At 46.2% G+C, this 23,324-nt stretch carries 21 protein-coding genes; 10 read left to right on the top strand and 11 right to left on the bottom strand.

All coding sequences use genetic code 11. The features are described from left to right. Positions 1-570 precede the first annotated feature (570 nt). From fre to trxA, 6 genes are all read right to left on the bottom strand, one after another. The gene (fre, locus tag ATB76_RS26110) at positions 571-1,284 is read right to left on the bottom strand and encodes an NAD(P)H-flavin reductase (RefSeq protein WP_038868577.1); all 714 of its coding nucleotides are present in this window, start codon (positions 1,282-1,284) and stop codon (positions 571-573) included. A 14-nt stretch (positions 1,285-1,298) separates the two neighbouring features. Continuing rightward, positions 1,299-1,568, bottom strand: coding sequence for a 2Fe-2S iron-sulfur cluster-binding protein (locus ATB76_RS26105; RefSeq protein ID WP_009696789.1), 270 nt, complete (start codon positions 1,566-1,568; stop codon positions 1,299-1,301). Then, positions 1,565-3,418 (bottom strand): 4-hydroxy-3-polyprenylbenzoate decarboxylase, encoded by a 1,854-nt coding sequence (gene ubiD, locus ATB76_RS26100; RefSeq protein WP_039974943.1) that lies wholly within the window; start codon positions 3,416-3,418, stop codon positions 1,565-1,567. The genes ATB76_RS26105 and ubiD overlap by 4 nt, the downstream gene beginning before the upstream one ends. A 136-nt stretch (positions 3,419-3,554) precedes the next feature. After that, on the bottom strand, positions 3,555-4,547 hold the full coding sequence (locus ATB76_RS26095; protein WP_038868580.1) for a hypothetical protein: 993 nt from the start codon (positions 4,545-4,547) through the stop codon (positions 3,555-3,557). A 106-nt stretch (positions 4,548-4,653) separates the two neighbouring features. Beyond that, positions 4,654-5,913 carry a transcription termination factor Rho gene (gene rho / locus ATB76_RS26090; protein ID WP_038868581.1) on the bottom strand — a complete coding sequence of 420 codons (1,260 nt, stop codon included), beginning with the start codon at positions 5,911-5,913 and terminating at the stop codon, positions 4,654-4,656. A 196-nt stretch (positions 5,914-6,109) separates the two neighbouring features. After that, on the bottom strand, positions 6,110-6,436 hold the full coding sequence (trxA, locus tag ATB76_RS26085) for a thioredoxin TrxA (protein ID WP_004745500.1): 327 nt from the start codon (positions 6,434-6,436) through the stop codon (positions 6,110-6,112). A gap of 111 nt (positions 6,437-6,547) precedes the next feature. Here trxA and rhlB point away from each other — a divergent pair, with 111 nt between their 5' ends. Then, complete coding sequence (gene rhlB, locus ATB76_RS26080) at positions 6,548-7,861, top strand: ATP-dependent RNA helicase RhlB (protein ID WP_038877451.1); 1,314 nt, start codon at positions 6,548-6,550, stop codon at positions 7,859-7,861. A gap of 19 nt (positions 7,862-7,880) precedes the next feature. After that, the gene (gene gppA / locus ATB76_RS26075) at positions 7,881-9,374 is read left to right on the top strand and encodes a guanosine-5'-triphosphate,3'-diphosphate diphosphatase (protein WP_038868583.1); all 1,494 of its coding nucleotides are present in this window, start codon (positions 7,881-7,883) and stop codon (positions 9,372-9,374) included. Between the two features lie 215 nt (positions 9,375-9,589). Here gppA and ATB76_RS26070 read toward each other — a convergent pair whose 3' ends face one another. The 3 genes from ATB76_RS26070 to recQ form a co-directional block, all read right to left on the bottom strand. Next, on the bottom strand, positions 9,590-10,264 hold the full coding sequence (locus tag ATB76_RS26070; RefSeq protein WP_038877449.1) for a 7-cyano-7-deazaguanine/7-aminomethyl-7-deazaguanine transporter: 675 nt from the start codon (positions 10,262-10,264) through the stop codon (positions 9,590-9,592). A 240-nt stretch (positions 10,265-10,504) separates the two neighbouring features. Next, complete coding sequence (locus ATB76_RS26065) at positions 10,505-10,810, bottom strand: DUF3630 family protein (protein ID WP_038868585.1); 306 nt, start codon at positions 10,808-10,810, stop codon at positions 10,505-10,507. A 9-nt stretch (positions 10,811-10,819) separates the two neighbouring features. Beyond that, positions 10,820-12,655 carry an ATP-dependent DNA helicase RecQ gene (recQ, locus tag ATB76_RS26060; protein ID WP_038877447.1) on the bottom strand — a complete coding sequence of 612 codons (1,836 nt, stop codon included), beginning with the start codon at positions 12,653-12,655 and terminating at the stop codon, positions 10,820-10,822. Positions 12,656-12,831: 176 nt separating this feature from the next. Between recQ and rarD the strand changes: the two genes are divergently transcribed. The 4 genes from rarD (at position 12,832) to ggt (ending at position 17,244) form a co-directional block, all read left to right on the top strand. After that, positions 12,832-13,746: an EamA family transporter RarD gene (gene rarD, locus ATB76_RS26055; protein WP_042603368.1), complete on the top strand. Its 915-nt coding sequence runs from the start codon at positions 12,832-12,834 to the stop codon at positions 13,744-13,746. Between the two features lie 71 nt (positions 13,747-13,817). Further along, entirely contained in the window at positions 13,818-14,615 is a 798-nt protein-coding gene (locus ATB76_RS26050) for an AraC family transcriptional regulator (RefSeq protein WP_038877443.1), read from the top strand. Positions 14,616-14,706: 91 nt separating this feature from the next. Beyond that, positions 14,707-15,366 (top strand): LysE family translocator, encoded by a 660-nt coding sequence (locus tag ATB76_RS26045; protein WP_005440026.1) that lies wholly within the window; start codon positions 14,707-14,709, stop codon positions 15,364-15,366. A gap of 111 nt (positions 15,367-15,477) precedes the next feature. Continuing rightward, entirely contained in the window at positions 15,478-17,244 is a 1,767-nt protein-coding gene (gene ggt, locus ATB76_RS26040; RefSeq protein WP_042603367.1) for a gamma-glutamyltransferase, read from the top strand. An 816-nt stretch (positions 17,245-18,060) separates the two neighbouring features. On the opposite strand, the gene uvrD is transcribed toward ggt, so the two are convergent. Next, complete coding sequence (gene uvrD, locus ATB76_RS26035; protein ID WP_038868591.1) at positions 18,061-20,235, bottom strand: DNA helicase II; 2,175 nt, start codon at positions 20,233-20,235, stop codon at positions 18,061-18,063. Positions 20,236-20,515: 280 nt separating this feature from the next. On the opposite strand from uvrD, the gene ATB76_RS26030 reads away from it, so the two are divergent. The 4 genes from ATB76_RS26030 to ATB76_RS26015 all read left to right on the top strand — a co-directional run bounded on the left by ATB76_RS26030 (position 20,516) and on the right by ATB76_RS26015 (position 22,956). Next, the gene (locus ATB76_RS26030) at positions 20,516-20,776 is read left to right on the top strand and encodes a DUF2282 domain-containing protein (protein ID WP_038868592.1); all 261 of its coding nucleotides are present in this window, start codon (positions 20,516-20,518) and stop codon (positions 20,774-20,776) included. Positions 20,777-20,862: 86 nt separating this feature from the next. Further along, positions 20,863-21,735 (top strand): DUF692 domain-containing protein, encoded by an 873-nt coding sequence (locus ATB76_RS26025; RefSeq protein ID WP_038877439.1) that lies wholly within the window; start codon positions 20,863-20,865, stop codon positions 21,733-21,735. Continuing rightward, positions 21,732-22,490: a DNA-binding domain-containing protein gene (locus ATB76_RS26020; protein ID WP_061036337.1), complete on the top strand. Its 759-nt coding sequence runs from the start codon at positions 21,732-21,734 to the stop codon at positions 22,488-22,490. Before ATB76_RS26025 ends, ATB76_RS26020 begins: the two co-directional genes overlap by 4 nt. Positions 22,491-22,500: 10 nt before the next feature. Continuing rightward, complete coding sequence (locus ATB76_RS26015) at positions 22,501-22,956, top strand: DoxX family protein (protein ID WP_042603365.1); 456 nt, start codon at positions 22,501-22,503, stop codon at positions 22,954-22,956. Positions 22,957-22,987: 31 nt separating this feature from the next. Here ATB76_RS26015 and ATB76_RS26010 read toward each other — a convergent pair whose 3' ends face one another. After that, positions 22,988-23,269 (bottom strand): hypothetical protein, encoded by a 282-nt coding sequence (locus tag ATB76_RS26010; protein ID WP_038868597.1) that lies wholly within the window; start codon positions 23,267-23,269, stop codon positions 22,988-22,990. Positions 23,270-23,324 lie beyond the last annotated feature (55 nt).

Below are 23,324 nucleotides of genomic sequence, written 5' to 3'. Positions count from 1 at the left end.
GGCCTGCCGCCAGCGTTCAATCTGAGCCATGATCAAACTCTTCAATTTAAGATTTTGTTCGGCTCAACGAATACTGACTTCAAAACTCATCCTTACTCGAAAGTAAGAAGTAATTTTAAAGCTATTACCATTCCAACAGAATGATAATGAATTGACTGTGCCAAGTCCGAAGACTTGATTGGTCACTCAGTTCATTGAAACCTAATTTGAAACCGAAGTTTCTAATTGGATTATCATCAACGAGTGCCCACACAGATTGATAGGTCTATATTGTTAAAGAGCTTGCTTTGCGAGAAGTTTTTCTCTCAAAGCGGAGGTGCATTCTAGCGAGATAATTGAGAGTGTCAAACACTTTTTTCAATTTATTTTCTCAGAAGCTTTTCACCTCTCCGACCCTGCTGAAGCCTTATCGCGTCTGCCGTGTCGGTGGATGCGCATTATAGGGAACTCAGATCCGTTCGCAACCCTTTTTTGAAAAAAAATGGAAAAAACTAACTGTTCGATGACTATTTCATCAAAAAAGCAAAAAAGAGGGTAAAAAACCCTCTTTTTCTGCCCCAAAAGCTGTATTTAAATGAATGCGTACGCGTCTGCGAACATACGTTCACTCTTCGCTTTCTTGTTCTGGGTGAACTGTTCACGCGCTGCCCCAGCCATTTCAAAGCGGCCAGCAATATAGATATCGTAGTTTTCTAAGCTTTCGAAATCTTCACTCACCGCTTGTAGCACGTTACCAACTTTACCTTGCCAATCGGCAGGTGCTTCTTCTACTACTGGAACAAAGTGAACGTTAGCAAACTTATCGGCAATCTCGGCCAGTTCTTCTTTAGCATAAAGCTGGCAGTTGTCTCGTGCACCCCAGTATAAATAGATAGGGTTGGTTTTGTTCTGTGCAACACAGTGATCCAAAATCGAACGCACGTAACTAAAGCCAGTGCCACCAGCAATCAATAATAGCGGGCGCTCGCTTTCTTCTTGAACCCAAGCATCACCATGTGGTGCATCAATTTCGATATGACCATCTGTTTCTAATGCCGATTGCATTGCTTCAACGACTTCTAATGCGTAAGCATTTTGCTCTGCCGCACCGATGTGCAACTCCAGTTCGCCTTCATGACGGCAAGGGCTACTTGCAATAGAGAAAGGGCGTTTGTCTTTTTCACCCATCACTACCATTAGATACTGACCTGCTTTAAAAGGCACTGGTGATTCTGGATGAAGAAGGATTTGGTAAGTATTACAAGCTAACGGCTCAATAGACTTTACTTTACATTGGATGGTCATGGTGTTCCTCTCGCTTACTCGTCAAAAGTAAGCACTAAATTACTTTCTGTATAGGCTTGGCAAGGGAATATCCAGCCTTGCTGTTGCTCTTTTTCGGTTAGCATCGGTTCGAGGTGATAACTCACCTCGCCCGTTAGCTTTTTACACATGCACATGGCGCAAGCGCCAACTTGGCAACGGTGTGGGAAGCGAATATTGTTGTTGAGCGCAGCTTCCAACACTGTCTCCCCTTCTTTTACTTGGAACGTAACGTCCATCGGTAGAAGGTGGACTTGATGACTCATAGAATACCTAACTGGTCCCAAATCTCATCGACTTTAGCCACAAGTTTAGGATCTTTTTTGATAGGCGTACCCCATTCGCGTGTGGCTTCAGATTCAAACTTATTGGTCGCATCGAGCCCAAGTTTAGATGAGCTACCCGCCTTACCACGAACTTGAGTGGTATCTCTGTCGGGATCCATTCGAGTTGTCACAGCCCAAATGATGTCATTCCAATCTTGTGCATTGACGTCATCGTCGCACAAAATAATGAATTTGTTATCCGTGTACCGAGCAAAGAAGTCCCACAGGTATTCCATCAATGCTTGAGATTGACCAGCTTGGTCTTTCTTCATTGTTACAACAGCAAATTGGTTGTTTGCTGTGGCTGGTAGGTAGATATCAACAATCTCAGGACGTTGCTGTTTCAACTCATTCAGTTCTGCTTCGGTAATCGCTTTACTGTCTCGTTCAGTGACCTTGGTTCGCGTCGCCAGCTCGGCATCCCACTTAATGGTTGCATCTAAACCCATCTTGGATCCAAGACCAACCACTGGTGAAGCAAAGTCGAGCGAGTCGATTGGCGTGTTATCTATCATCAAGGTATCACGCACAGGATCCATATGCTCTGACATGGCTTTCACGACATCATTCCAATCTCGTGCGTTTACCGATTCATCGCACACAATAACAAACTTGGTATACATGAATTGACGTAAGAAAGACCACACGCCCATCATTACGCGCTTGGCATGTCCTGGGTACTGCTTCTTCATGGTGACGACTGCCATTCGGTACGAACACCCTTCCGGCGGTAGATAGAAGTCTTCAATCTCTGGGAACTGCTTTTGCAAAATAGGCACAAACACTTCGTTTAATGCCACACCCAATACAGCCGGTTCATCTGGCGGACGACCGGTGTAGGTACTGTGATAAATTGGGTCCTTACGCATAGTAATGTGCGTAATGGTAAATACGTGGTGCTTTTCTTTTTCGTTATAGTAGCCGGTGTGGTCACCGTAAGGGCCTTCATCGGCAAACTCATTCGGGTCGATATAACCTTCCATAACGATTTCCGCACTCGCTGGCACTTCCAAATCATTACTGATTGACTTCACGACTTCAGTTTTGCTGCCGCGCAGTAAACCAGCAAATGCATATTCCGATAGCGTATCTGGTACGGGTGTTACTGCGCCAAGAATGGTTGCTGGGTCTGCACCAAACGCGACCGAAACTGGGAAAGGTTTACCTGGATTGGTTTCCATCCAATCGCGCAGGTCAAGCGCACCACCACGGTGAGCTAACCAACGCATGATAATTTTGTTCTTGGCAATTTTCTGCTGGCGATAAATACCTAGGTTCTGACGTTTCTTATTCGGACCTTTAGTCACAGTTAAACCCCACGTAAGCAGTGGCGCAACGTCTTCTGCCCAGCAGCTCATCACTGGGATTTTATCCAAATCGACTTCATCACCTTGCCATACAATGTCTTGGCACGGCGCTTTACGTAGACGCTTGGCTGGCATGTTCAACACTTGCTTGAACACTGGCAGTTTTTCTAAGGCGTCTTTAAAGCCTTTTGGTGGCTCAGGTTCTTTTAAATAAGCCAGCAGCTTACCGACTTCTCTTAATTCTTTAACGTCTTCGCGCCCCATGCCAATTGCGACACGTTCTGGCGTACCAAATAGGTTCGTCAAAACAGGTACGTCGTAGCCAATTGGATTCTCAAACAACAGTGCCGGGCCACCAGCACGCAAGGTGCGGTCACTTATTTCTGTCATTTCGTAAGCGGGATCGACGGGGTGAGTGATGCGTTTAAGTCGACCTTTCTGTTCTAGGTGGTCGATAAATTCGCGTAAATCCTTAAAACTCATAGGCCTTCATGCTGGCTGATTAAATTATTCGCAGTATAACAAATAGGAGGACGCTAAGATCCTCCTATTTTGTGTGGGTATGTGAGCTACGCAGCGACAAGAATCGAGCCTTGAAGAACGCTTAATTCAGGAACAGTTATTCCAAGAACTTTTCAATCTGCCGAGCTTTTACTTGGCGATTGTTTGACACTAACTCTTCCAACCAAGATTGATGCCCTTGTTTCGCTAGCTCTCTGGCCACTAAAGTAGCTTCCTCAGAAAGCGCCATTTTAGCGATCAGAAACTGTTTTACGTCGGAAGTAAGAGGATTGGATCTCGTCAGAAGCTCAATTGCATAGGGTTTTAAAGTTGGATTAACAGTAGAGCTCATCAATTGCTGCAAAGAGAATGCATCACCAACTTCCGCTAACCTTGTAAGCTCAGTTTGGCTGTTGTAATCAGCACGCATTCGCCACAGCAGATCATACATCGCCTCATTTTGACTCACTTGTGCTAAACGTACGACAACGGCTGTAGAAGGTAACCAGCTAGTAACGTTTGCATGAGTTAACTGTTTAGTGATTGCCTCAAGTGCATCTGGAGATAAGCTGTCTAATTCGCGGATCAACAATGCCTCTCGAGCTTGTATTTGCTGCGATGTACCGGTAAGCCAATCTTTAAGGTTGAGTTCTTGGCGCTCTGCTTCCAATACAAACTCCAACGTGCTTTGGTCTTGCTTCCAGCGTTTGATCAAACGGCTTGCCACCGCAGGAAAGTTAAATGCGGGTATGCTGAACTCATAACCATCACCACGCTCAAGCACTTGATAGGTTGGCGTAATACTGATTTGGGATTCGACAAAAATGGCCATTCTTGGCGTAAGGATGATTTCTTGTTGCTCAAGCTTTTCGAGCAAAAGAAAACGGACGACTTCTTGTTGAGGGAAAGCAAGTCGGTCGAGAGCGAATTTAAGCGAGTCGACCTCGTCTCTGACTGCATAATCGAGCAATTCAGATACTTTGGTCTGTATGTGGGTATCCTGAAGCCACTGCTCTACCACGGTTTCCTGCATTTCCTTCGCAGATAACGTTGCGGGTAATGTGATAAGTGACAAGCTCAGGAGTAATGACGACAACATTCCTTGTTGCATGTTAACCTCCCGATAACATTTTCTTCATTCTGCTGCTTCTATCGGGAGAAAGCAATAAAAAAGCCACCGATATACGGTGGCCCTTCGCAGAATTACTTATCTGAGACTATTGACGACGCATTGCATCGAAGAACTCGTCGTTGGTCTTCGTCATCGCTAGCTTATCGATTAGGAACTCCATCGCGTCAGTTTCACCCATTGGGTGAACAATCTTACGTAGAATCCACATCTTCTGTAGTTCGTCTGTCTTCGTTAGTAGCTCTTCACGACGCGTACCACTGCGGTTGAAATCAATCGCAGGGAATACACGCTTTTCAGCAATCTTACGGTTCAAGTGCAGTTCCATGTTACCTGTACCCTTAAACTCTTCGTAGATAACTTCATCCATTTTAGAGCCAGTATCGACTAGCGCTGTTGCGATGATAGTTAAGCTGCCGCCTTCTTCTACGTTACGAGCTGCACCGAAGAAACGCTTAGGACGGTGTAGTGCGTTTGCATCCACACCACCAGTTAGTACTTTACCTGATGAAGGCACTACGGTGTTGTATGCACGAGCTAGACGAGTAATAGAGTCAAGCAAGATAACCACGTCTTTCTTGTGTTCAACAAGACGTTTTGCTTTCTCGATTACCATTTCTGCTACTTGTACGTGGCGAGAAGCTGGCTCATCGAATGTTGACGCTACTACTTCACCTTTAACTAGACGCTGCATCTCTGTCACTTCTTCCGGACGTTCGTCGATTAGAAGTACCATCAACTCACACTCAGGGTGGTTGTATGCGATGCTTTGAGCAATGTTTTGCAGAAGCATTGTTTTACCCGCTTTCGGCGGAGCAACAATCAAACCACGTTGGCCTTTACCGATTGGTGATGCCAAATCTAAAACACGTGCTGTGATATCTTCTGTAGAACCATTACCGCGCTCCATAACCATACGCTCATTCGCGTGTAGAGGCGTTAAGTTCTCGAATAGGATCTTGTTACGAGCGTTATCTGGTTTGTCGTCGTTTACGGTGTTGACTTTCAGAAGGGCAAAGTAACGCTCACCGTCTTTTGGTGGACGAATCTTACCAGCAATTGAGTCACCAGTACGTAGGTTAAAACGACGAATCTGACTTGGCGAAACGTAGATATCATCAGGGCCAGCAAGGTATGAGCTGTCTGCGCTACGTAGGAAACCAAAGCCGTCTTGCAGAATCTCCAGAACCCCATCGCCAAAGATGTCTTCGCCGCCTTTCGCGTGCGCTTTAAGAATAGCGAAGATGATGTCTTGTTTTCTTAGACGAGCTAGGTTCTCAAGACCTAGGCTTTCGCCAAGCTTTACAAGGTCAGATACTGGTCTGTTCTTCAGTTCAGTAAGATTCATGGTGGTGGATGCTTGTTTAGTCAAAATAAGATCTGTTTTCTAGTTAAGATGGATTTGGTCTCAGGATCGACCAAGAAGAGAAATTTGTTCAATTAACGCGCGATAAGTTAGCACTAATTAATATTCTAGTCCAGAGTTAGAAAAACAAAACCGCGCATTGTTACATTGCACGGTTTTGTCTGTAATCACTTGGTGATTATAGGTTTGCGTCCAAGAACTCTTTTAACTGAGTCTTAGACAAAGCACCAACTTTCGTTGCCGCTACGTTACCGTCTTTAAATAACAGTAGCGTTGGAATGCCGCGAATACCAAACTTAGGTGGTGTACCCGCGTTATGGTCAATGTTTAGTTTACCGATAGTGAGCTTGCCTTCGTACTCGTCAGCGATCTCGTCCAGAATTGGAGCAATCATTTTACAAGGACCACACCATTCTGCCCAGAAATCCACTAGAACCGGGCCTGCAGCGTTGATTACGTCGTTTTCAAAACCGTCATCAGTAAGCTGCAAAATCTTATCACTCATCTTCCACTCCAATGTGTTTTTCGAAACTGGTTGGATGATAACCAGTAAATAGATGCCCTATTGGAATGTATTTACTTTCGTATTGCAAGCTTTAGCTGATATTCTATAGCTATGAAAAAGACGCATATCACAGAGCAAAAGTTCGCCGATTTGGATTTAAAGCCCCAAGTTATTGAAGGATTGGAAAAAAAAGGGTTCGAGTTTTGTACCCCTATCCAAGCCTTGGCGTTGCCGGTACTGCTCACCGGCCAAGACATTGCAGGCCAGGCCCAAACGGGCACTGGTAAGACCCTCGCGTTTCTTACTGCAACTTTCAACCACCTTCTGACGACACCAGAACATGAAGGCCGCAAGCCGACACAACCGCGTGCAATTATCATGGCACCAACACGTGAGCTAGCGATTCAGATCTACAACGATGCTGAGCCTTTGATCGCAAGTACTGGTCTTAAAGCAGCACTGGCTTACGGTGGCGAAAGCTACGATAAGCAACTAAATAAGCTTCAAGACGGCGTCGATATCCTGATCGGTACGACTGGTCGTATTATTGATTTCTACAAACAGCGCGTCTTCAACCTAAACAACATTCAAGCAGTTGTTTTGGATGAAGCAGACCGTATGTTTGACCTAGGCTTTATCAAAGACATTCGCTTCTTGTTCCGTCGTATGCCTGAGCCAAAAGAGCGTTTGAACATGCTTTTCTCAGCAACGCTTTCTTACCGTGTACAAGAACTTGCCTTCGAGCACATGCATAACCCTGAGCATGTTGTGGTTGAGCCTGAACAAAAAACAGGTCACCGCATCCAAGAAGAACTTTTCTACCCTTCTAACGAAGATAAGATGGCACTACTTCAAACTTTGATTGAAGAAGAATGGCCAGATCGTGCGATCGTTTTTGCAAACACCAAACACAAGTGTGAGTCAATCTGGGGTCACCTAGCGGCAGACGGACACCGTGTTGGTCTATTGACTGGCGACGTTCCACAGAAGAAACGTGAAAAGATTCTTGAACAATTCACTCGCGGTGAAGTTGACCTACTCGTAGCAACCGACGTTGCGGCACGTGGTCTACATATTCCTCAAGTAACACACGTATTTAACTTCGACTTACCTGATGATTGTGAAGATTACGTTCACCGTATCGGTCGTACTGGTCGTGCAGGTGCAAGTGGTCACTCAATCAGCTTTGCTTGTGAAGATTACGCAATCAACTTGCCACCTATCGAAGAATACATTGAGCATGCAATCCCAGTTTCTGATTACGATGCATCGGCATTGATTCAGGAATTGCCAGCTCCACTTCGTATGCGTGCACCTCGTACTCAGCAACGCCGCACCAATACAGGTGGTACTCGCTCTGGTAACCGTAAGCCGCAAGGACGCCGTCCTCGTCAGCCACGTCAATCAGCGCCAAAACAATCATAATAGGAAACTGAAGTCGTTTATGAGTCAAGCAGGATCATCACCGCTATACGCCGCCATCGACCTCGGGTCGAACAGTTTTCACATGCTCGTTGTGCGTCACATCGATGGCAGCGTTCAAACCATGGCTAAAATTAAGCGCAAAGTTCGTCTAGCAGCGGGCTTAGATGAACATAATTCTCTTAGTACGGAAGCTATGCAGCGAGGATGGGACTGCTTAAGTCTATTTGCAGAACGCTTGCAGGACATTCCTAAACAGAACATCCGCATCGTCGGTACCGCGACATTGCGTACCGCGACTAATGTGGATGTTTTTCTAGAGAAGGCGAACCAAATTTTAGGTCTGCCTATCGAAGTGATTACCGGTGAAGAAGAAGCCGCCACTATATATAAAGGTGTTGCTCACACTTCTGGCGGCAGTGGCCGCCGTTTGGTGGTTGACATTGGTGGCGCAAGTACCGAACTGATCATCGGCGAAGGTTTTGAAGCCAAAGCACTCACCAGTTTAAAAATGGGCTGTGTCACTTGGTTGGAAAACTTCTTCAAAGACCGCCAGCTCAATGCACGTAACTTTGAAGCCGCTATAGAAGGCGCAAAACAAACACTCAAACCGATTCTGGAGCAGTATACAGAGCTAGGTTGGGATGTCTGTGTTGGCGCTTCTGGCACAGTTCAGGCTCTGCAAGAGATCATGCTTGCGCAAGGTATGGACGAAGTCATTACTCATGCCAAACTCAAGCGCCTGCAAAAACAAGCCATGCTTGCCGATCACTTAGAAGAACTCGATATCGAGGGACTTACCCTAGAACGCGCGTTAGTCTTCCCAAGTGGTTTATCCATTCTTATCGCCATATTCGAGTTACTAGAAATTGATGCGATGACATTGGCTGGCGGCGCACTGCGTGAAGGCTTAGTGTATGAGATGGTCGACGAACTTCGTCAAAATGACATTCGTGCACGTACTATTTGCAGCGTACAGAGTCGTTACCAATTGGATTGCCAATATGGTGAACAAGTAGCAAACCTTGCGAGCAGATTGCTTGAACAAGTCGGTGGTGACGAATGGGTAGCAGAACCACAAGGTAAAGTACTGCTAGAAACAACGGCCAAGTTGCACGAAATCGGGCTAACTATCGATTTCAAGAAAGGCGGTGAGCACAGCGCTTACCTACTACAACATTTGGACTTACCTGGTTATACGCGCGCTCAGAAGTTTGTTATCGGTGAAATCGTTCGACGTTACCGTGAGCAGCTCACCTCTTTACCAGAGCAGCACGCGCTGTCTGGAACTAGTGGTAAGCGATTACTTCGTTTATTACGCCTTGCCGTACTATTGAGCCATCGCCGCAACCCAGCGCTGGAACCAAAAGTCACGCTAAATGCAGAAGGCGACAAGTTAACACTGAACATTGATGCTAACTGGCTTGATGCAAACCCGTTAACAGCCGCTGAGTTGGAAATTGAATCCAACCGTCAGACTGATATTGGCTGGCCGCTTAGCGTCGTCACAAGTTAATCACCATCACTCAATGATTGTTTAAAGAAAGGTCCTTATTAGGGCCTTTTTTATTGTTAAGCTTTGTCGAGTTTTACCTGCGTACAGCTCATGGGGCTTTTGGACACCCATGATCTAATTACTCCCCACGCTGTACAAAACGCTCTAAACCCAAGTAAACAGGCACAAAAAAGCCGCTTGATTTGAGTAAGCGGCTTTCGGGGTTCCCACTGATATTAAGATTGAACGCTTGTCGTCACCTTAAAGTCAGGGTTCACCGCAGTCAGCTTCTTAATCAGGTAATTCAGTAGTACACCGTACATAGGAACGAACAAACCAAGACTGATAATCAGTTTGAATCCGTAATCCACCAGCGCGATTTCTGTCCAATGCTCCGCCATAAATGGATCTGGACTTTGGTAGAACGCAATGGCAAAGAAAGCGATGGTATCAAGTGCATTACCAAAAAGCGTTGAACACGTTGGTGCCACCCACCACTGTTTCATCTGGCGTAGACGGTTGAACACGTGCACATCCATGATTTGACCAAGCAAGTAAGCCATGAAGCTAGCAATCGCAATTCGAGCAACGAACAGGTTGAACTCCCCTAGGTGAGCAAGGCCTTGGAATTGGCCTTCAAAGAACACCACCGATAGGAAGTAAGAGACAGCCAATGCAGGTAGCATCACTAAGAAAATGATCTTACGCGCCATTTTTGCACCGAAAATACGAACTGTAAGGTCGGTAGCCAAAAAGATAAATGGGAAGGTAAATGCGCCCCAAGTGGTATGGAAGCCAAAGATAGTAAACGGTAGCTGAACTAGGTAATTGCTAGATGCAATAATGACTAGGTGGAATAGAACCAGATAGATAAGGGCGTTGCGCTGCTGCGCAGGGGTAAAGTTACTCATGCGATACCTTTTTAGTTTGGTTTGGGGGTGAGGGAACCCAAATCGAGCCCTTTCAATAAAGAAAAGCACTCTTACCAACAATGTAAAATGAAAAAATAAACTGGCTAAGCTCATTCTGAGCGAAGCGGTGGGCGATTATACATTAACCAATTTGACTCGCAAGCGGTCTGTATTACGCAAACGTTTGAGCACAAAAAAGGGCGTTTCATGTGAAACACCCTTTCGTGAAAGTTCTATTTTTTAGAAGCCGCGTTGGAACAATCCCGCTAGGTAATCCAACTCTTCCCTACTCTCTTCAATCGCTAAGGCTTCAAACCAAATCGCTTCACTGTAATGCTCTGCTTTCATAAACAATCGACAACCTTCAAAGTCGATCAGCCAAGAATGAATGTCCGCATCCCATTGCTTTTCGACCACAGTAGCGGAAAGCAGTCCAAGTAAACGCTCACCTAAAGCAGGAAAACTATCGAGGTCAAAACTTGGTGCGGTTATGATTAAGCGCCCCTCTCGTGCCATGTAGTCCGCTAAGCCAAATTCCTTTTGCATTTTGATTCCTTATCCGTGGTGAGTAATGTGTTCTTGAATCAAATCAAGGAACGGATCGGCGTACTTCTCTAACTTACGCTGACCAACACCGCTGACGGCCAGCATTTCGCCGTAAGAGGTTGGCAGAATTTCTGCCATATCAATCAAGGTCGCATCACTGAAGACAACGTATGGTGGTAAACCATCTTCGTCCGCGATCGATTTACGCAACTTACGTAATTTGGCAAACAGCTTCTTATCGTAGTTCTTGCTGGTGAGTTTATCTGACTTCGCCGCGCGTGCTGCGGTGTCTAAACGTGGGACCGCTAACTCTAGAGTCACATCGCCACGCAACAGCGGACGCGCTTCTTCCGTTAATTGCAGTGTTGAGTTGCGCGTGATGTTTTGGCTCAACAGTCCTTTGTGGATTAACTGACGGAAAATACTGATCCAGTAATCATGGCTATGGTCTCGGCCTATTGCGTAGGTAGAGATCTTGTCGTGGCCATTTTCACGTACACGAATATTCTGCATACCACGCAGCACTTCCACCACATAGCCCATACCAAAGCTTTGGTTTACACGGTACACACAAGACAATGCCTTACGCGCTTCTTCTGTGGCATCAAAGTGTTTCGGTGGATCTAAGCAAATATCGCAGTTGCCACATGGCTTCTCACGATATTCTCCAAAGTAATTCAATAGCACCTGACGGCGACAGGTTTGCGCCTCAGCAAAGGCACTCATCGCATTCAGTTTGTGGGTTTCCACCTGCTTCTGTGGACCGTCGTCTTTCTCATCCAACATACGACGCAACCAACTTATATCTGCTGGGTCATACAGCATCATCGCTTCCGCAGGTAAACCATCACGCCCTGCACGACCGGTTTCCTGATAGTAGGATTCAATGTTGCGCGGGATATCGAAATGAACCACAAAACGCACGTTTGGTTTGTTGATACCCATACCAAAGGCCACTGTCGCAACGACGATCTGAATATCATCACGTTGGAAAGCTTCTTGAACGTAAGCACGCTCATCAGCATCCATACCGGCATGATAACCAGCAGCACGAATGTGGTTGTTGCACAGCTTCTCGGTCACCATCTCAACTTTCTTACGACTACCACAATAGATGATGCCGCAGTTGCCCTTTTGGGTATCCAGATATCGAATGATTTGCGAAACCGGTTTGTGTTTTTCAACTAAGTTATAGCGGATGTTCGGACGGTCAAAGCTACCTAGATAAACTTCAGGTGCGTTGAGTTGAAGTCGATCAAGAATATCTTTGCGCGTAGCGTCATCCGCAGTCGCCGTCAGCGCCATAAATGGCACATGGGAAAACTGCTGCTTAAGTTGACCAAGCGCGGCGTATTCAGGACGGAAATCATGTCCCCACTGGGAAATACAGTGTGCTTCATCGACGGCAATCATAGATAGAGGAAGGTTTTCCAAACGTTCAATGAAATCACGCATCAATACACGTTCTGGCGAGACGTATACCAACTTAAGATGACCAGAGTGCATTCGGTTGTAAACGCTAATGAGATCTTCTCGAGCCATGGTCGAGTTAATGCACTCAGCCGCTACACCGTTAGCTTTAAGCTGATCCACTTGGTCTTTCATCAACGAAATCAGCGGAGAAATGACCAAAGTAATGCCAGAGCGAACCAAAGCAGGGATTTGATAACACAGCGACTTACCACCACCCGTAGGCAGGATAACTAAGCTATCACGACCTTCTACCGCGGCGTCAATCACCAACTGCTGACCATCACGGAACTCTTGGTAACCAAATACATCCTCCAACACACGTTGAGGCGTCAAAGGCGAATCAGATTGTTCGGCTAACAAAGTCGAGGTCATGAAAAATCTCAGATTGGGTCTTAGAAAGAAGTGCTTATGCATGCCACTGGCACGCAAAGTGAGGGCACATTGTAATGGGGTTTCATGGTGAATAAAACCGCAAATTGTTAGGTGATTAAGTTCACCACTCGTATACTGATTGTCTGCTCTATAAAAACTCAATTAGGTGACATCCCATGACACCAGAAGAACAACAACGCTCACGGCAAGGCATCTTGCTTGCTGTTGGTGCGTATACCATGTGGGGCATCGCACCCATTTACTTCAAATCAATTGCTGAAGTCTCACCACTAGAGATCTTAAGCCACCGAGTATTTTGGTCTTTCTTTTTGCTTGCCGCACTCCTCCATTTTGGTCGCCAATGGCGCTCGGTTCGAGACATCATCAAAAATAAAACCAAGATGATGTATTTGATCTCTACTGCTATTTTAGTTGGGGCAAACTGGCTGATCTTCATCTGGGCGGTCACGTCAAATCATATGCTCGATGCCAGTCTCGGCTATTACATCAACCCGTTAATCAATGTGTTACTCGGGATGGTGTTTCTGGGAGAGAGGTTACGTAAGCTGCAATGGTTCGCAGTCGTGCTGGCGGCTTGTGGCGTATTAGTGCAATTAATCGTGTTTGGCTCTGTCCCTGTGGTTGCTATCGCACTCGCAATGAGCTTTGGTTTTTACGGCTTGCTACGTAAAAAAGTCAGTGTGGAAGCACAAACCGGGTTATTCATTGAAACTCTTGTCATGTTGCCTGCGGCAAGTATCTATCTCTTTTTTATTGCCAGCACCCCAACCTCAAACATGTTTGAGAACCCATGGCTGCTAAATACCTTATTGATTGCCGCAGGTGTCATCACTACCCTGCCGCTATTGTGCTTTACCGGTGCAGCTACGCGCCTAAAACTCTCAACTTTAGGCTTTTTTCAGTACATTGGACCGAGCTTGATGTTCTTATTGGCGGTACTGATTTACGGCGAACCGTTCACCAGTGATAAAGCCATCACCTTCGCCTTTATTTGGGGGGCCTTGGTGGTATTTAGCTTTGATGGTCTGCGTAACAACCGTAAGTCACGCAAAGCCATGCAGGCACAATGATCGTTTTTTACAAGACAAGTTAGAAATTGACGGATAAGCTTGGTCATGATATGACCAAGCTTTTTTATTGAATGGAACAGATCCAATATTACGCAACCGAACATGACAACTTGAGTCTGATAGAGGCGAAATACCAGAAATTTGCTTTCCAAAGGCATTACCATCTGGATTTTCACCTCGGTCTGATCACGCATGGCGCGCAGAAGTTCCAATTCCAAGGCAACAGTCACCATGTAGGCCACGGGCAAATCGTGCTTATGCCGCCAGATGAGCTGCACGACGGGCAATCTAAGCTCGAAAGTGGCTATGAAGTAAATGTGTTTGCGATCGAACCTCATCTACTGAGCGATCTGGCTGATCTTAAGCAAAACGGTCAAATAATACGCTTCAATGAACTGATCATCTCTGATCCACGGATATTTTCACAACTTAGTAACTTACACGACCTACTTCGCGGTAAAAACATTAGTCAGCTCGCCAAAGATTGCCTTCCTTTTGAAGGATTTAACCAGCTTTTTGATCGCTACGGATCGCTTGAGCGACAAAAAGTGGTGCCGCTCGGAAATCAATCGCTTGGAACGTTAAAAGATTATCTAATGGCAAACCTTGACCAAGCAGTGCGTTTGGATTCACTTTCAGAGCTGTGCCAACTGAGCCCAACTCAGTTCCAGCGCCACTTTAAAGCGCAAACTGGCATGACGCCTTATGCATGGTTCGCACGCCTGCGCCTTGAACAAGGCATGAAGTTACTGCAATCAGGTCAATGTGGTACCGACGTCGCCCATCAGATCGGTTTCTACGATCAAGCGCATTTCAGCAAAGCGTTTAAGCAGACCTACGGTGTTTCCCCTTCTCAAGTGACTCGTTAATTTCATTTACCGAGAAAGCTGTCAGTTTTTTACAAGCGCCACAGGTGACTTACCACGATAATAGTCGCATTGGTTATATTTGAGATGTGTTATGAATGAATCCACCATATTGCTGACGCTCGCCAGCATTCACTTTATTGCCCTAATGAGTCCCGGTCCCGACTTTGCGTTGGTCGTACAAAACGCGACGCGCCATGGTCGTCAAACTGGCTTGTACATTGCGTTGGGATTGTCTGTCGGTATTTTGCTGCACTCTTTGTTCAGCCTGACAGGCGTGAGTTATATCGTCCACCAGCACCCAGTGTTGTATTCGGTGGTGCAACTGCTCGGTGGTAGTTACCTGCTCTATTTAGGTATTGGTGCATTGCGCGCCGTGATCTCGATGATCAAAAACCCTCTGGCGGATCAACCTAAGAAGCAAAACAACCTAGTGATCAGCAACAAACGTCAGGCATTTGCTAAAGGATTTGCGACCAACATCCTTAACCCGAAAGCATTGGTGTTCTTTATCAGTTTGATGTCGAGCTTAGTCCCTGCAGGTATGTCGATCACTGGCAAAGGTATTGCTTTGGTCATCTTGTTTGGCTTGTCGCTATTCTGGTTCTCTAGCCTTGCGTGGATGCTGTCAACACAGCGCTTACAACGTAAATTGCAACAAGCAGGCATCTACATCGACGGTCTGTGTGGCGTGGTATTTACTCTAGTGGGTGGCAGTATTTTATACCAAACCATCAGCACTTTTATCGGATAAAGTACTGATTTAAAAGCGTAGCACAATCGACATTTCTAAGATTGCTGACTCGACGTGGCTCTTCATGACTGCCAAGCTGAAAACACAAAACTGGCAACATGGAGAGTCATCATGCATTGGACGTTCAACCGACTCGTGACCACGGGTCTTTTTCTTACTTCCCCACTCGTTTTATCTACCTCAGCCTTTGCTAACCAAGCAGCAGATGCGGTTGCACCGGAGCACAGTACTGGCTTCGAGCAAAAGCAATTGGTCAAAGCCAAAGATTATATGGTCACAGCAGCCAACCCACTTGGCACCCAAGCCGGGGCGAATGTTCTTGCACAAGGTGGTAATGCTATTGATGCCATGGTTGCCGTGCAACTGATGCTGGGCTTGGTAGAACCGCAATCTTCAGGCATTGGTGGTGGCGCCTTCTTAGTGTATTGGGACAGTGAGAAACAAAAACTGACTACGTATGATGGACGCGAAACCGCACCGCTCGCCGCGACGCCGAAACTCTTTCTAGATGACAAAGGACAACCTCTACAATTTTACGATGCGGTTGTAGGTGGGCGTTCCGTTGCCACTCCTGGCACGGTGAAACTACTGTGGGACACGCACCAGAAATACGGCAAGTTGGAATGGAAAAAGATCATCCAACCTGTGATTACCTTGGCTGAGCAAGGTTTCGAAGTGAGTCCTCGCCTCGCGAGTCTGATTGAGAAAGATGCCAAGCGCCTATCACGCTTCCCTGTGACTAAGGCTTACTTCTTTAATCCAGATGGCTCACCAAAAGCCGAAGGCACGTTGTTGAAGAACCCTGAATACGCGCAAACTCTGACGGCAATTGCAGAGCAAGGGGCAAAAGCTTTCTATCAAGGCGATATCGCCACAGACATCATCAAGACAGTACAGAATGCACCGGGCAATCCTGGCGTATTGGCACAACCTGACTTTGATGCGTTCCAAATCAAACAACGTGAACCGGTTTGTGCGGCTTACCAAAGCTATGACATCTGCGGCATGGGACCACCAAGCTCTGGCGCATTGACGGTTGGACAGATTCTCGCGATCACTGAGCAATACGATCTTAAAGGTTGGGGAGCCGAAAGCGCGAAATCATGGCAAGTGATCGCCGACGCGTCTCGCCTTGCGTTCGCGGATCGCGGTAAATACATGGCTGACCAAGATTATGTGCCAATGCCAACCGAAGGCTTGCTTGATAAAGACTATCTAAAACAGCGTGCTGAGCTCATTCAAGTCGGTAAAACGTTGAGTAAGGTTGAAGCTGGCAATCCTCCTTGGTCGCACGCCATGAACTTAAGCATGGACCAATCGATCGAGCTGCCTTCCACCAGCCATTTCAATATCGTCGATAAGCAAGGCAATGTGGTTTCGATGACAACGACCATTGAGAACGCCTTTGGCTCACGCTTGATGGTGCGCGGCTTCTTGCTCAATAACGAACTTACCGATTTCTCTTTCCGCACGCATCAAGATGGTGTGCCAATCGCGAACCGCTTAGAACCTGGCAAACGCCCACGTTCATCCATGGCGCCAACCATTATGATGAAGGACGATAAACCCTACATGGCAATTGGTTCACCGGGCGGCAGCCGCATCATTGGTTACGTCGCACAAGCCATTATCGCCCACACACAATGGGATATGGACATCCAAAGTGCGATTAATCAGCCACGATTGCTGAACCGTTTTGGTACCTTAGATATTGAGCAAGGTACCGCTGCAGAAGGCTTACTGCCTGAGTTGGAAAAGATGGGTTTTAAAACTGATGTTCGTGATTTGAACTCTGGACTGCATGCGATACGTATAACAGAAGACGGTCTCGAAGGTGCGGCTGATCCAAGGCGTGAAGGTGCCGCTATCGGGCAGTAAGAGTCTTTCGCTCGACCCCTTGTGCGAGATCTCTCACAAAGGGTTGAGCAAACCTCTCTTTTTTAATGGTAAAACCGTACAACAAAGAGCATAAGCCATTGAATTTAATGGTTATGTATCTTTTTTGAACGCTAAGAGAGTAAAAAAATGTGATATTAGCCCGTTGTTGGGAATCGCTAAACACGTAATATTAAACCTGTCGGAAGGATGCTGACACGGAACAGGAAACACCACGGACTTGGTGAACTTCAGGAAGAAGAAACGGTTATTCAGGATGAATAGTCGGGCATGGATTGCAAAATTGGACATTGAACGGAATCAATAGTGACTAGGATGGTTACTACTAAGGACGGGAAATGGACACCTCTGGACGAGGCAAGGATTTGAACATCAGGATGATGTCAGGGACACCGCTCAGGGAACAAGTGATGAGAGCTAACGAGGATGGTTAGCAGACCAGGATAAGGTCAAGGACACCGCTAGGATGGCGACGTAAGGATTAAGCTGACGGATTCAGCACACTATCATGGATTAGATGCATGGAGCACACTTAGTAGCCGGATTGCTGCGAGTAAGACTATAACCCCGATGGGCGAAAGCCCTCGGGGTTTTTCTTTGCCTAAAATTTTTCTCAGCAGATCTACTGAAAGTAGACATTCACCCACAACGCCCACCTTTCACTTCAAACGACATCGTTAAATCGCCGCTTTTTCACTCCATTTATCATTCCATTTTTTACTGCATTAGCGACACAAAAACAGCACAAACAAAAAGAGCCGCCGAAGCAGCTCTTAAGTTGATTAGTTTGGTGAAGTATTACAGTTTCTCTAGTTTCGCGTAAGCAGTCACTAACCACTTAATACCTTCGCCATTAAAAGCAATCTGAACACGGCTTTGTGGACCGCTGCCTTCAAAGTTGATGATGGTACCTTCACCAAACTTCGGATGCATGACGCGAGAACCCAGCGTAAAGCCAGTTTCATTGAAGCTATCTTTCACGACCGTTTGGCTGAATCGGCCACTGCTTGCAGGACGGCTGACTTGTGCTTTCATACGAACTTCATCCAAACATGCTTCTGGTAGCTCACGAATAAAGCGAGATGGCTTATGATACTTATCCTGACCGTACAAGCGGCGCATTTCAGCATAAGTGATGTACAGCTTCTGCATCGCACGAGTCATACCTACATAGCACAAACGACGCTCTTCTTCTAAACGTCCCGCCTCTTCTGCCGACATTTGACTTGGGAACATGCCTTCTTCCACACCAACCATAAACACGAGCGGGAACTCTAGACCTTTCGCGCTGTGCAATGTCATTAGCTGAACCGCATCTTCGAATTCATCTGCTTGTCCTTCGCCCGCTTCTAATGCTGCATGGGTTAGGAATGCCGTCAGCAATGACATGTCTTCGGCTTCTTCTGGTTTCTCGAATTGACGAGTTGCTGTCACCAATTCTTCCAAGTTCTCAATACGCGCCTTAGACTTTTCACCCTTCTCTTGCTCGTACATGGCGAACAAACCTGAGTATTTAATGACATGATCAGCCTGATGATGCAGAGGCATTTCTAACGTGTCATCTTCTAGTGCTGTCACCAACTCAATAAAACGGCTTAATGCCCCTGCCGCTCGGCCTGGTAATACTTGCTCCTCAAGCATGACCATACTTGCTTCCCACATGGTGCAACCGCGATCACGCGCTGCAAAGCGAATGGTTTCTAGCGTTTTATCACCCAAGCCACGCGTGGGTGTATTAACTACACGCTCAAATGCGGCGTCATCGTTACGGTTAGCGATCAAACGCATGTAGCTCAAGGCGTCTTTAATTTCCTGACGTTCGAAGAATCGCATACCACCGTAGATACGGTAAGGCAGGCCAGCTTGAATCAAGGCTTCTTCCAGAACACGCGATTGGGCGTTGTTACGGTAGAGCATGGCAGCGTCATTCAGTGCACCGCCTTTTTCTTGCCACTCTTTGATTTTGTTAACCGCAAAACGCGCTTCATCCAATTCGTTGTAAGCGCTGTAAACTGAGATAGGCTCGCCGACAACACCATCAGTCCAAAGCTCTTTACCCATACGTTCAGTGTTATTGGCAATCAGGGTGTTAGACGCTTCCAAAATGGTCTTGGTTGAACGATAGTTTTGTTCAAGACGGATGGTATTCACGCTTGGGAATTCCAGCGTAAACTTCTCAATATTCTCAATTTTCGCGCCACGCCAACCGTAAATAGATTGGTCATCATCACCAACGATCATCACGTGACACTCAGGGCCCGCCATCATACGTAGCCAAGCGTATTGGATGTTGTTGGTATCTTGGAACTCGTCCACCAAGATGTGCTTAAAGCGTGCTTGGTAGTGTTCACGAACGAACTTGTTATCACGCAGTAGCTCATGTGCGCGCAGCAAGATTTCCGCAAAATCGACTAATCCAGCGCGATCGCACGCCTCTTGATAAGCAGTATACAACTGTAGGTATGTCTTGGTCACTGGATCGTGGTACGCATCAATGTGTGACGGACGTAGACCCTCGTCTTTTTTGCCGTTAATCCACCATGATACTTGGCGTGCAGGCCATTGCTTCTCATCTAAGTTTTGCGCTTTGATTAAACGCTTCAATAGACGTAACTGATCGTCGCTATCGATAATTTGAAAATCTTCCGGTAGCTTGGCATCAAGATAATGTGCACGCAGAATACGGTGACAAATCCCGTGGAAAGTACCATTCCACATTCCGCCTGCACTGCCCATCATGAGCTCTTCGATACGTCCACGCATCTCTGCCGCGGCCTTATTGGTAAAGGTTACCGACATAATCGAGAACGGAGATGCCTGCTCGACCGACATCAACCAAGCAATGCGGTGAACAAGAACGCGTGTCTTACCACTCCCTGCACCAGCAAGGACGAGCAAGTTTTCTAGAGGTGCGGCAACGGCTTCACGTTGTTTATCGTTCAAACCGTCGACTAATAGAGAGGGATCCATCATGATGAGAGCTACTGGTTATTTATACATAAAAATAGATTATAACCTAAACAACCTCCTCAGATTAGACAAAAATTCATAAAAAATTCGATGTTTTTTTACTCGATGCATCAATAAGTTATATAAATTCCACTCTTTAAAACCATTTGTTTCGAAAATTTCTCTGAAAGTTTTTTAGCCAGTTTCCTATCTTTTAAGTTAAGCAAGTTGATAACAAAAACGCCACAACAGGCGATTCATCTTGCCAACTTAAAGTAAAGGAAATCATTCAGAGGAATTTATTATGAAAAAGTCGAATCTAGCTGTTACTGCTGCTGTTACTGGCCTTCTAGCTCTTGGTGGCACAATGCTAACTGCAGCTCCAGCTGTCGCAGCTGATAAAGAAAAATGCTACGGCGTTTCAAAAGCAGGCAAAAACGACTGTGCAACGAAGAGCAGTTCTTGTGCTGGTACAGCTAAAGAAGATAACCAAAAAGATGCATTCGTAGTCGTACCAAAAGGTCTATGTGACAAGTTAGTTGGTGGTAGCACTTCTTCTTCATAATCTTTTATCGCTAGCTACTGCAAGGATGCGTTGACGCTCAACCAGCGCATCCTTCTCTTCCCGCCCGCTTTGAAAAGGAGTTTCACGTGAAACACCACACCTTCCACGACCTTGTTGGAGTTGGATTAAGAACCCCTCACCTCGATTACTTTAGCCAAAACAAACCCGAGTTATCTTGGTTAGAAATCCACAGTGAAAACTATTTTCAACCCAACGCTACAGAGCGCAATCAATTACAAGCGTTGCGCGAGCAGTATCAAATTAGCTGCCATGGCATTGGTCTGTCACTAGGTTCGGTGGAACGTGTGAATCAAAAGCACCTTGCTCAACTTAAAGCGCTGATTGACTCAATCGATCCGGTTCTTGTTTCTGACCATTTGAGTTGGAGTGAAAACGGCGGTCACTACTTTAATGACCTGCTTCCACTTCCGTATACGGAAGAAGCGCTCAAAGTGTTCACTCGTAATGTCAATGAAGTGCAGGATTATTTGCAACGCGAGATCTTGATAGAGAACCCATCTAGTTATGTGAAGTTTCAACATTCGACCATCAGCGAATGGGAGTTTCTTACCGAAGTGCAAAAGCGCACTGACTGTCGTTTATTGCTCGATCTAAACAATGTTTATGTTTCGGCGTTCAACCACGGTTTTGATTGCGACACATACCTAGATGCGATTCCAGCCGACAAAGTGGATGAGATTCACTTGGCAGGTTTTACTATCAAACAACTCGACAAAGGCGAGATATGGATTGATACCCATAGCCGCCCAGTTAGTGACGAAGTTTGGCAACTGTTCGCACAATGGACAAAGAAACACGGTCCACGTCATGCGTTGATTGAATGGGATTTGGATATTCCTGCGCCAGAGGTCTTACTGGGAGAAGCGCTGAAAGCATCGCAACTGCTATTGCAAGGCACACTCCCAAGTGAACAAAGCGAACCAAGGAAGGCATCATGAATCTAGCCACCTTACAAAGCCAGTTTGCTAAAGCCCTACACTATCAAGCACTCGGTGACGATTGCGATATTGCCAGTGATGAGTTTACCGCTGATGAACGCATGCAGATTTACCGTAATAACTTTATCGTCAGCTTAAGCGAGGTGTTGTCCGCAACCTACCCGATGATTGAAGCGCTGCTTGGTGAAGAATGCTTCGAACAGATGGCTCGCCAGCATGTTCTCACTTATCCATTAGAAGAAGGAAATGTGGTCCATTATGGCGAAGGCTTTCAAGACACCATCATGCAGTTTAGTCAGGTGATCGCACAAGCCCCTTACAGCCCTGAAGTCGCACGCTTCGAGTGGAATATCGACCTCGCTCGTCAAGCGCAGTATGAACAACCCAATGCGGCAGAATTAAAACCGCTTGCGTTACTTGGCGAAGTGAGTGAAGAGCAACAACCCGCTTTGGTTTTGCACCTCAAACAAGGCTGCCGCAGCTTTGACTCCAGTTACGCAGTATTTGATTTGTTCAGCGCGATTCAAACTGGCCAATTCGAACAACTTAATATCAACCAATTACAGCAAGGTGTCATCTCGATTCAAGCCAATGGAGAAGCCTTGTGTCACGCACTCGATGCCGATGTGTTCCAACTGCTGCAATGCTTAGAGCAGAAACAAAGCTTGAGCGAAATACCTGAAGCACTACTCGCTCATCTTAATAGCATCATGGCACTCGATCTCGTTGACGGCTTTACATTGAAATCAATCTAAGGAGCACTCTATGACGGATACGGTTAAAAACTTAGTGAATCGGTACGACGATTTAATCAGTACCCTACAAGCTGGCTTTGTCCCTGTATTACTTCTCTTTTGTCGCTTGTGGGTTGCATGGGTATTTTTCAATTCAGGGCTAATCAAAATCTCATCTTGGGACAGCACACTGTATTTATTTGAGCTGGAATACCAAGTGCCAATACTGCCGTGGGAACTGGCGGCTTACTTAGGTACAGCTGCGGAGTTGGTTCTACCGGTGTTCTTGGCACTAGGGTTAATTACGCGCCCGATGGCTGCGATTCTGTTTGTGTTTAACATCATCGCCGTGGTCTCTTACCCGCTGCTGTGGGAGAAAGGTTTCTATGACCATCAACTTTGGGGGTTGATGATTCTTATTGTTATTGTGTGGGGGCCAGGGCCTTTATCTCTCGACCACATTATCAAGAAGAAAGTCACTAACTAAAAAAATCCCCGCATAATGCGGGGATTTTTTATTACTTGTTCAAGTAAGCCAGTAACTCTTCTGCTGAGATACCTTGCTTCGCGAGGTCTTTTGCCATCTGCTCTACTTGCTCGCCTTTACGTGACTCAATCACTTGCTGAAATTGATACACAAGATCACGCAAGACTGGCAATGGAACTTGTTTTGCCGCACTACGAATACGCTCAGAGCTTTGGTTACCCAATTCGTTGAGCAACTTACCAAACATCACCTTTTCTGGTGACTCTTCCATTTGCTCTAAGATACGAGCCATTTCATACGTGGTTAACGACATTACTTTTTGAGTTCCGTTATGGTGTCGAGAAAAGTTTGAACGACAAATATACACG

Origin of the sequence: Vibrio sp. MOR3, assembly GCF_001557775.1 — a bacterium.
GTDB classification, from domain to species: domain Bacteria; phylum Pseudomonadota; class Gammaproteobacteria; order Enterobacterales; family Vibrionaceae; genus Vibrio; species Vibrio jasicida.
The sequence above is the reverse complement of the archived record's forward strand: the minus strand, read 5'-3'. Positions and strand labels throughout refer to the sequence as shown.

Excerpts from the sequence above, each read along its gene's own strand:
- ATB76_RS26045 (WP_005440026.1), top strand. The coding sequence starts at position 14,707 with ATGAATGAATCCACCATATTGCTGACGCTCGCCAGCATTCACTTTATT.
- ATB76_RS26065 (WP_038868585.1), bottom strand. The coding sequence starts at position 10,810 with ATGCAAAAGGAATTTGGCTTAGCGGACTACATGGCACGAGAGGGGCGC.
- trxA (WP_004745500.1), bottom strand. The coding sequence starts at position 6,436 with ATGAGTGATAAGATTTTGCAGCTTACTGATGACGGTTTTGAAAACGAC.
- rho (WP_038868581.1), bottom strand. The coding sequence starts at position 5,913 with ATGAATCTTACTGAACTGAAGAACAGACCAGTATCTGACCTTGTAAAG.
- gppA (WP_038868583.1), top strand. The coding sequence starts at position 7,881 with ATGAGTCAAGCAGGATCATCACCGCTATACGCCGCCATCGACCTCGGG.
- ATB76_RS26050 (WP_038877443.1), top strand. The coding sequence starts at position 13,818 with ATGGAACAGATCCAATATTACGCAACCGAACATGACAACTTGAGTCTG.
- ATB76_RS26105 (WP_009696789.1), bottom strand. The coding sequence starts at position 1,568 with ATGAGTCATCAAGTCCACCTTCTACCGATGGACGTTACGTTCCAAGTA.
- recQ (WP_038877447.1), bottom strand. The coding sequence starts at position 12,655 with ATGACCTCGACTTTGTTAGCCGAACAATCTGATTCGCCTTTGACGCCT.
- ATB76_RS26070 (WP_038877449.1), bottom strand. The coding sequence starts at position 10,264 with ATGAGTAACTTTACCCCTGCGCAGCAGCGCAACGCCCTTATCTATCTG.
- ATB76_RS26015 (WP_042603365.1), top strand. The coding sequence starts at position 22,501 with ATGACGGATACGGTTAAAAACTTAGTGAATCGGTACGACGATTTAATC.
- ggt (WP_042603367.1), top strand. The coding sequence starts at position 15,478 with ATGCATTGGACGTTCAACCGACTCGTGACCACGGGTCTTTTTCTTACT.
- fre (WP_038868577.1), bottom strand. The coding sequence starts at position 1,284 with ATGACCATCCAATGTAAAGTAAAGTCTATTGAGCCGTTAGCTTGTAAT.
- rarD (WP_042603368.1), top strand. The coding sequence starts at position 12,832 with ATGACACCAGAAGAACAACAACGCTCACGGCAAGGCATCTTGCTTGCT.
- ATB76_RS26020 (WP_061036337.1), top strand. The coding sequence starts at position 21,732 with ATGAATCTAGCCACCTTACAAAGCCAGTTTGCTAAAGCCCTACACTAT.
- rhlB (WP_038877451.1), top strand. The coding sequence starts at position 6,548 with ATGAAAAAGACGCATATCACAGAGCAAAAGTTCGCCGATTTGGATTTA.
- ATB76_RS26030 (WP_038868592.1), top strand. The coding sequence starts at position 20,516 with ATGAAAAAGTCGAATCTAGCTGTTACTGCTGCTGTTACTGGCCTTCTA.
- ATB76_RS26095 (WP_038868580.1), bottom strand. The coding sequence starts at position 4,547 with ATGCAACAAGGAATGTTGTCGTCATTACTCCTGAGCTTGTCACTTATC.
- ubiD (WP_039974943.1), bottom strand. The coding sequence starts at position 3,418 with ATGAGTTTTAAGGATTTACGCGAATTTATCGACCACCTAGAACAGAAA.
- uvrD (WP_038868591.1), bottom strand. The coding sequence starts at position 20,235 with ATGATGGATCCCTCTCTATTAGTCGACGGTTTGAACGATAAACAACGT.
- ATB76_RS26010 (WP_038868597.1), bottom strand. The coding sequence starts at position 23,269 with ATGTCGTTAACCACGTATGAAATGGCTCGTATCTTAGAGCAAATGGAA.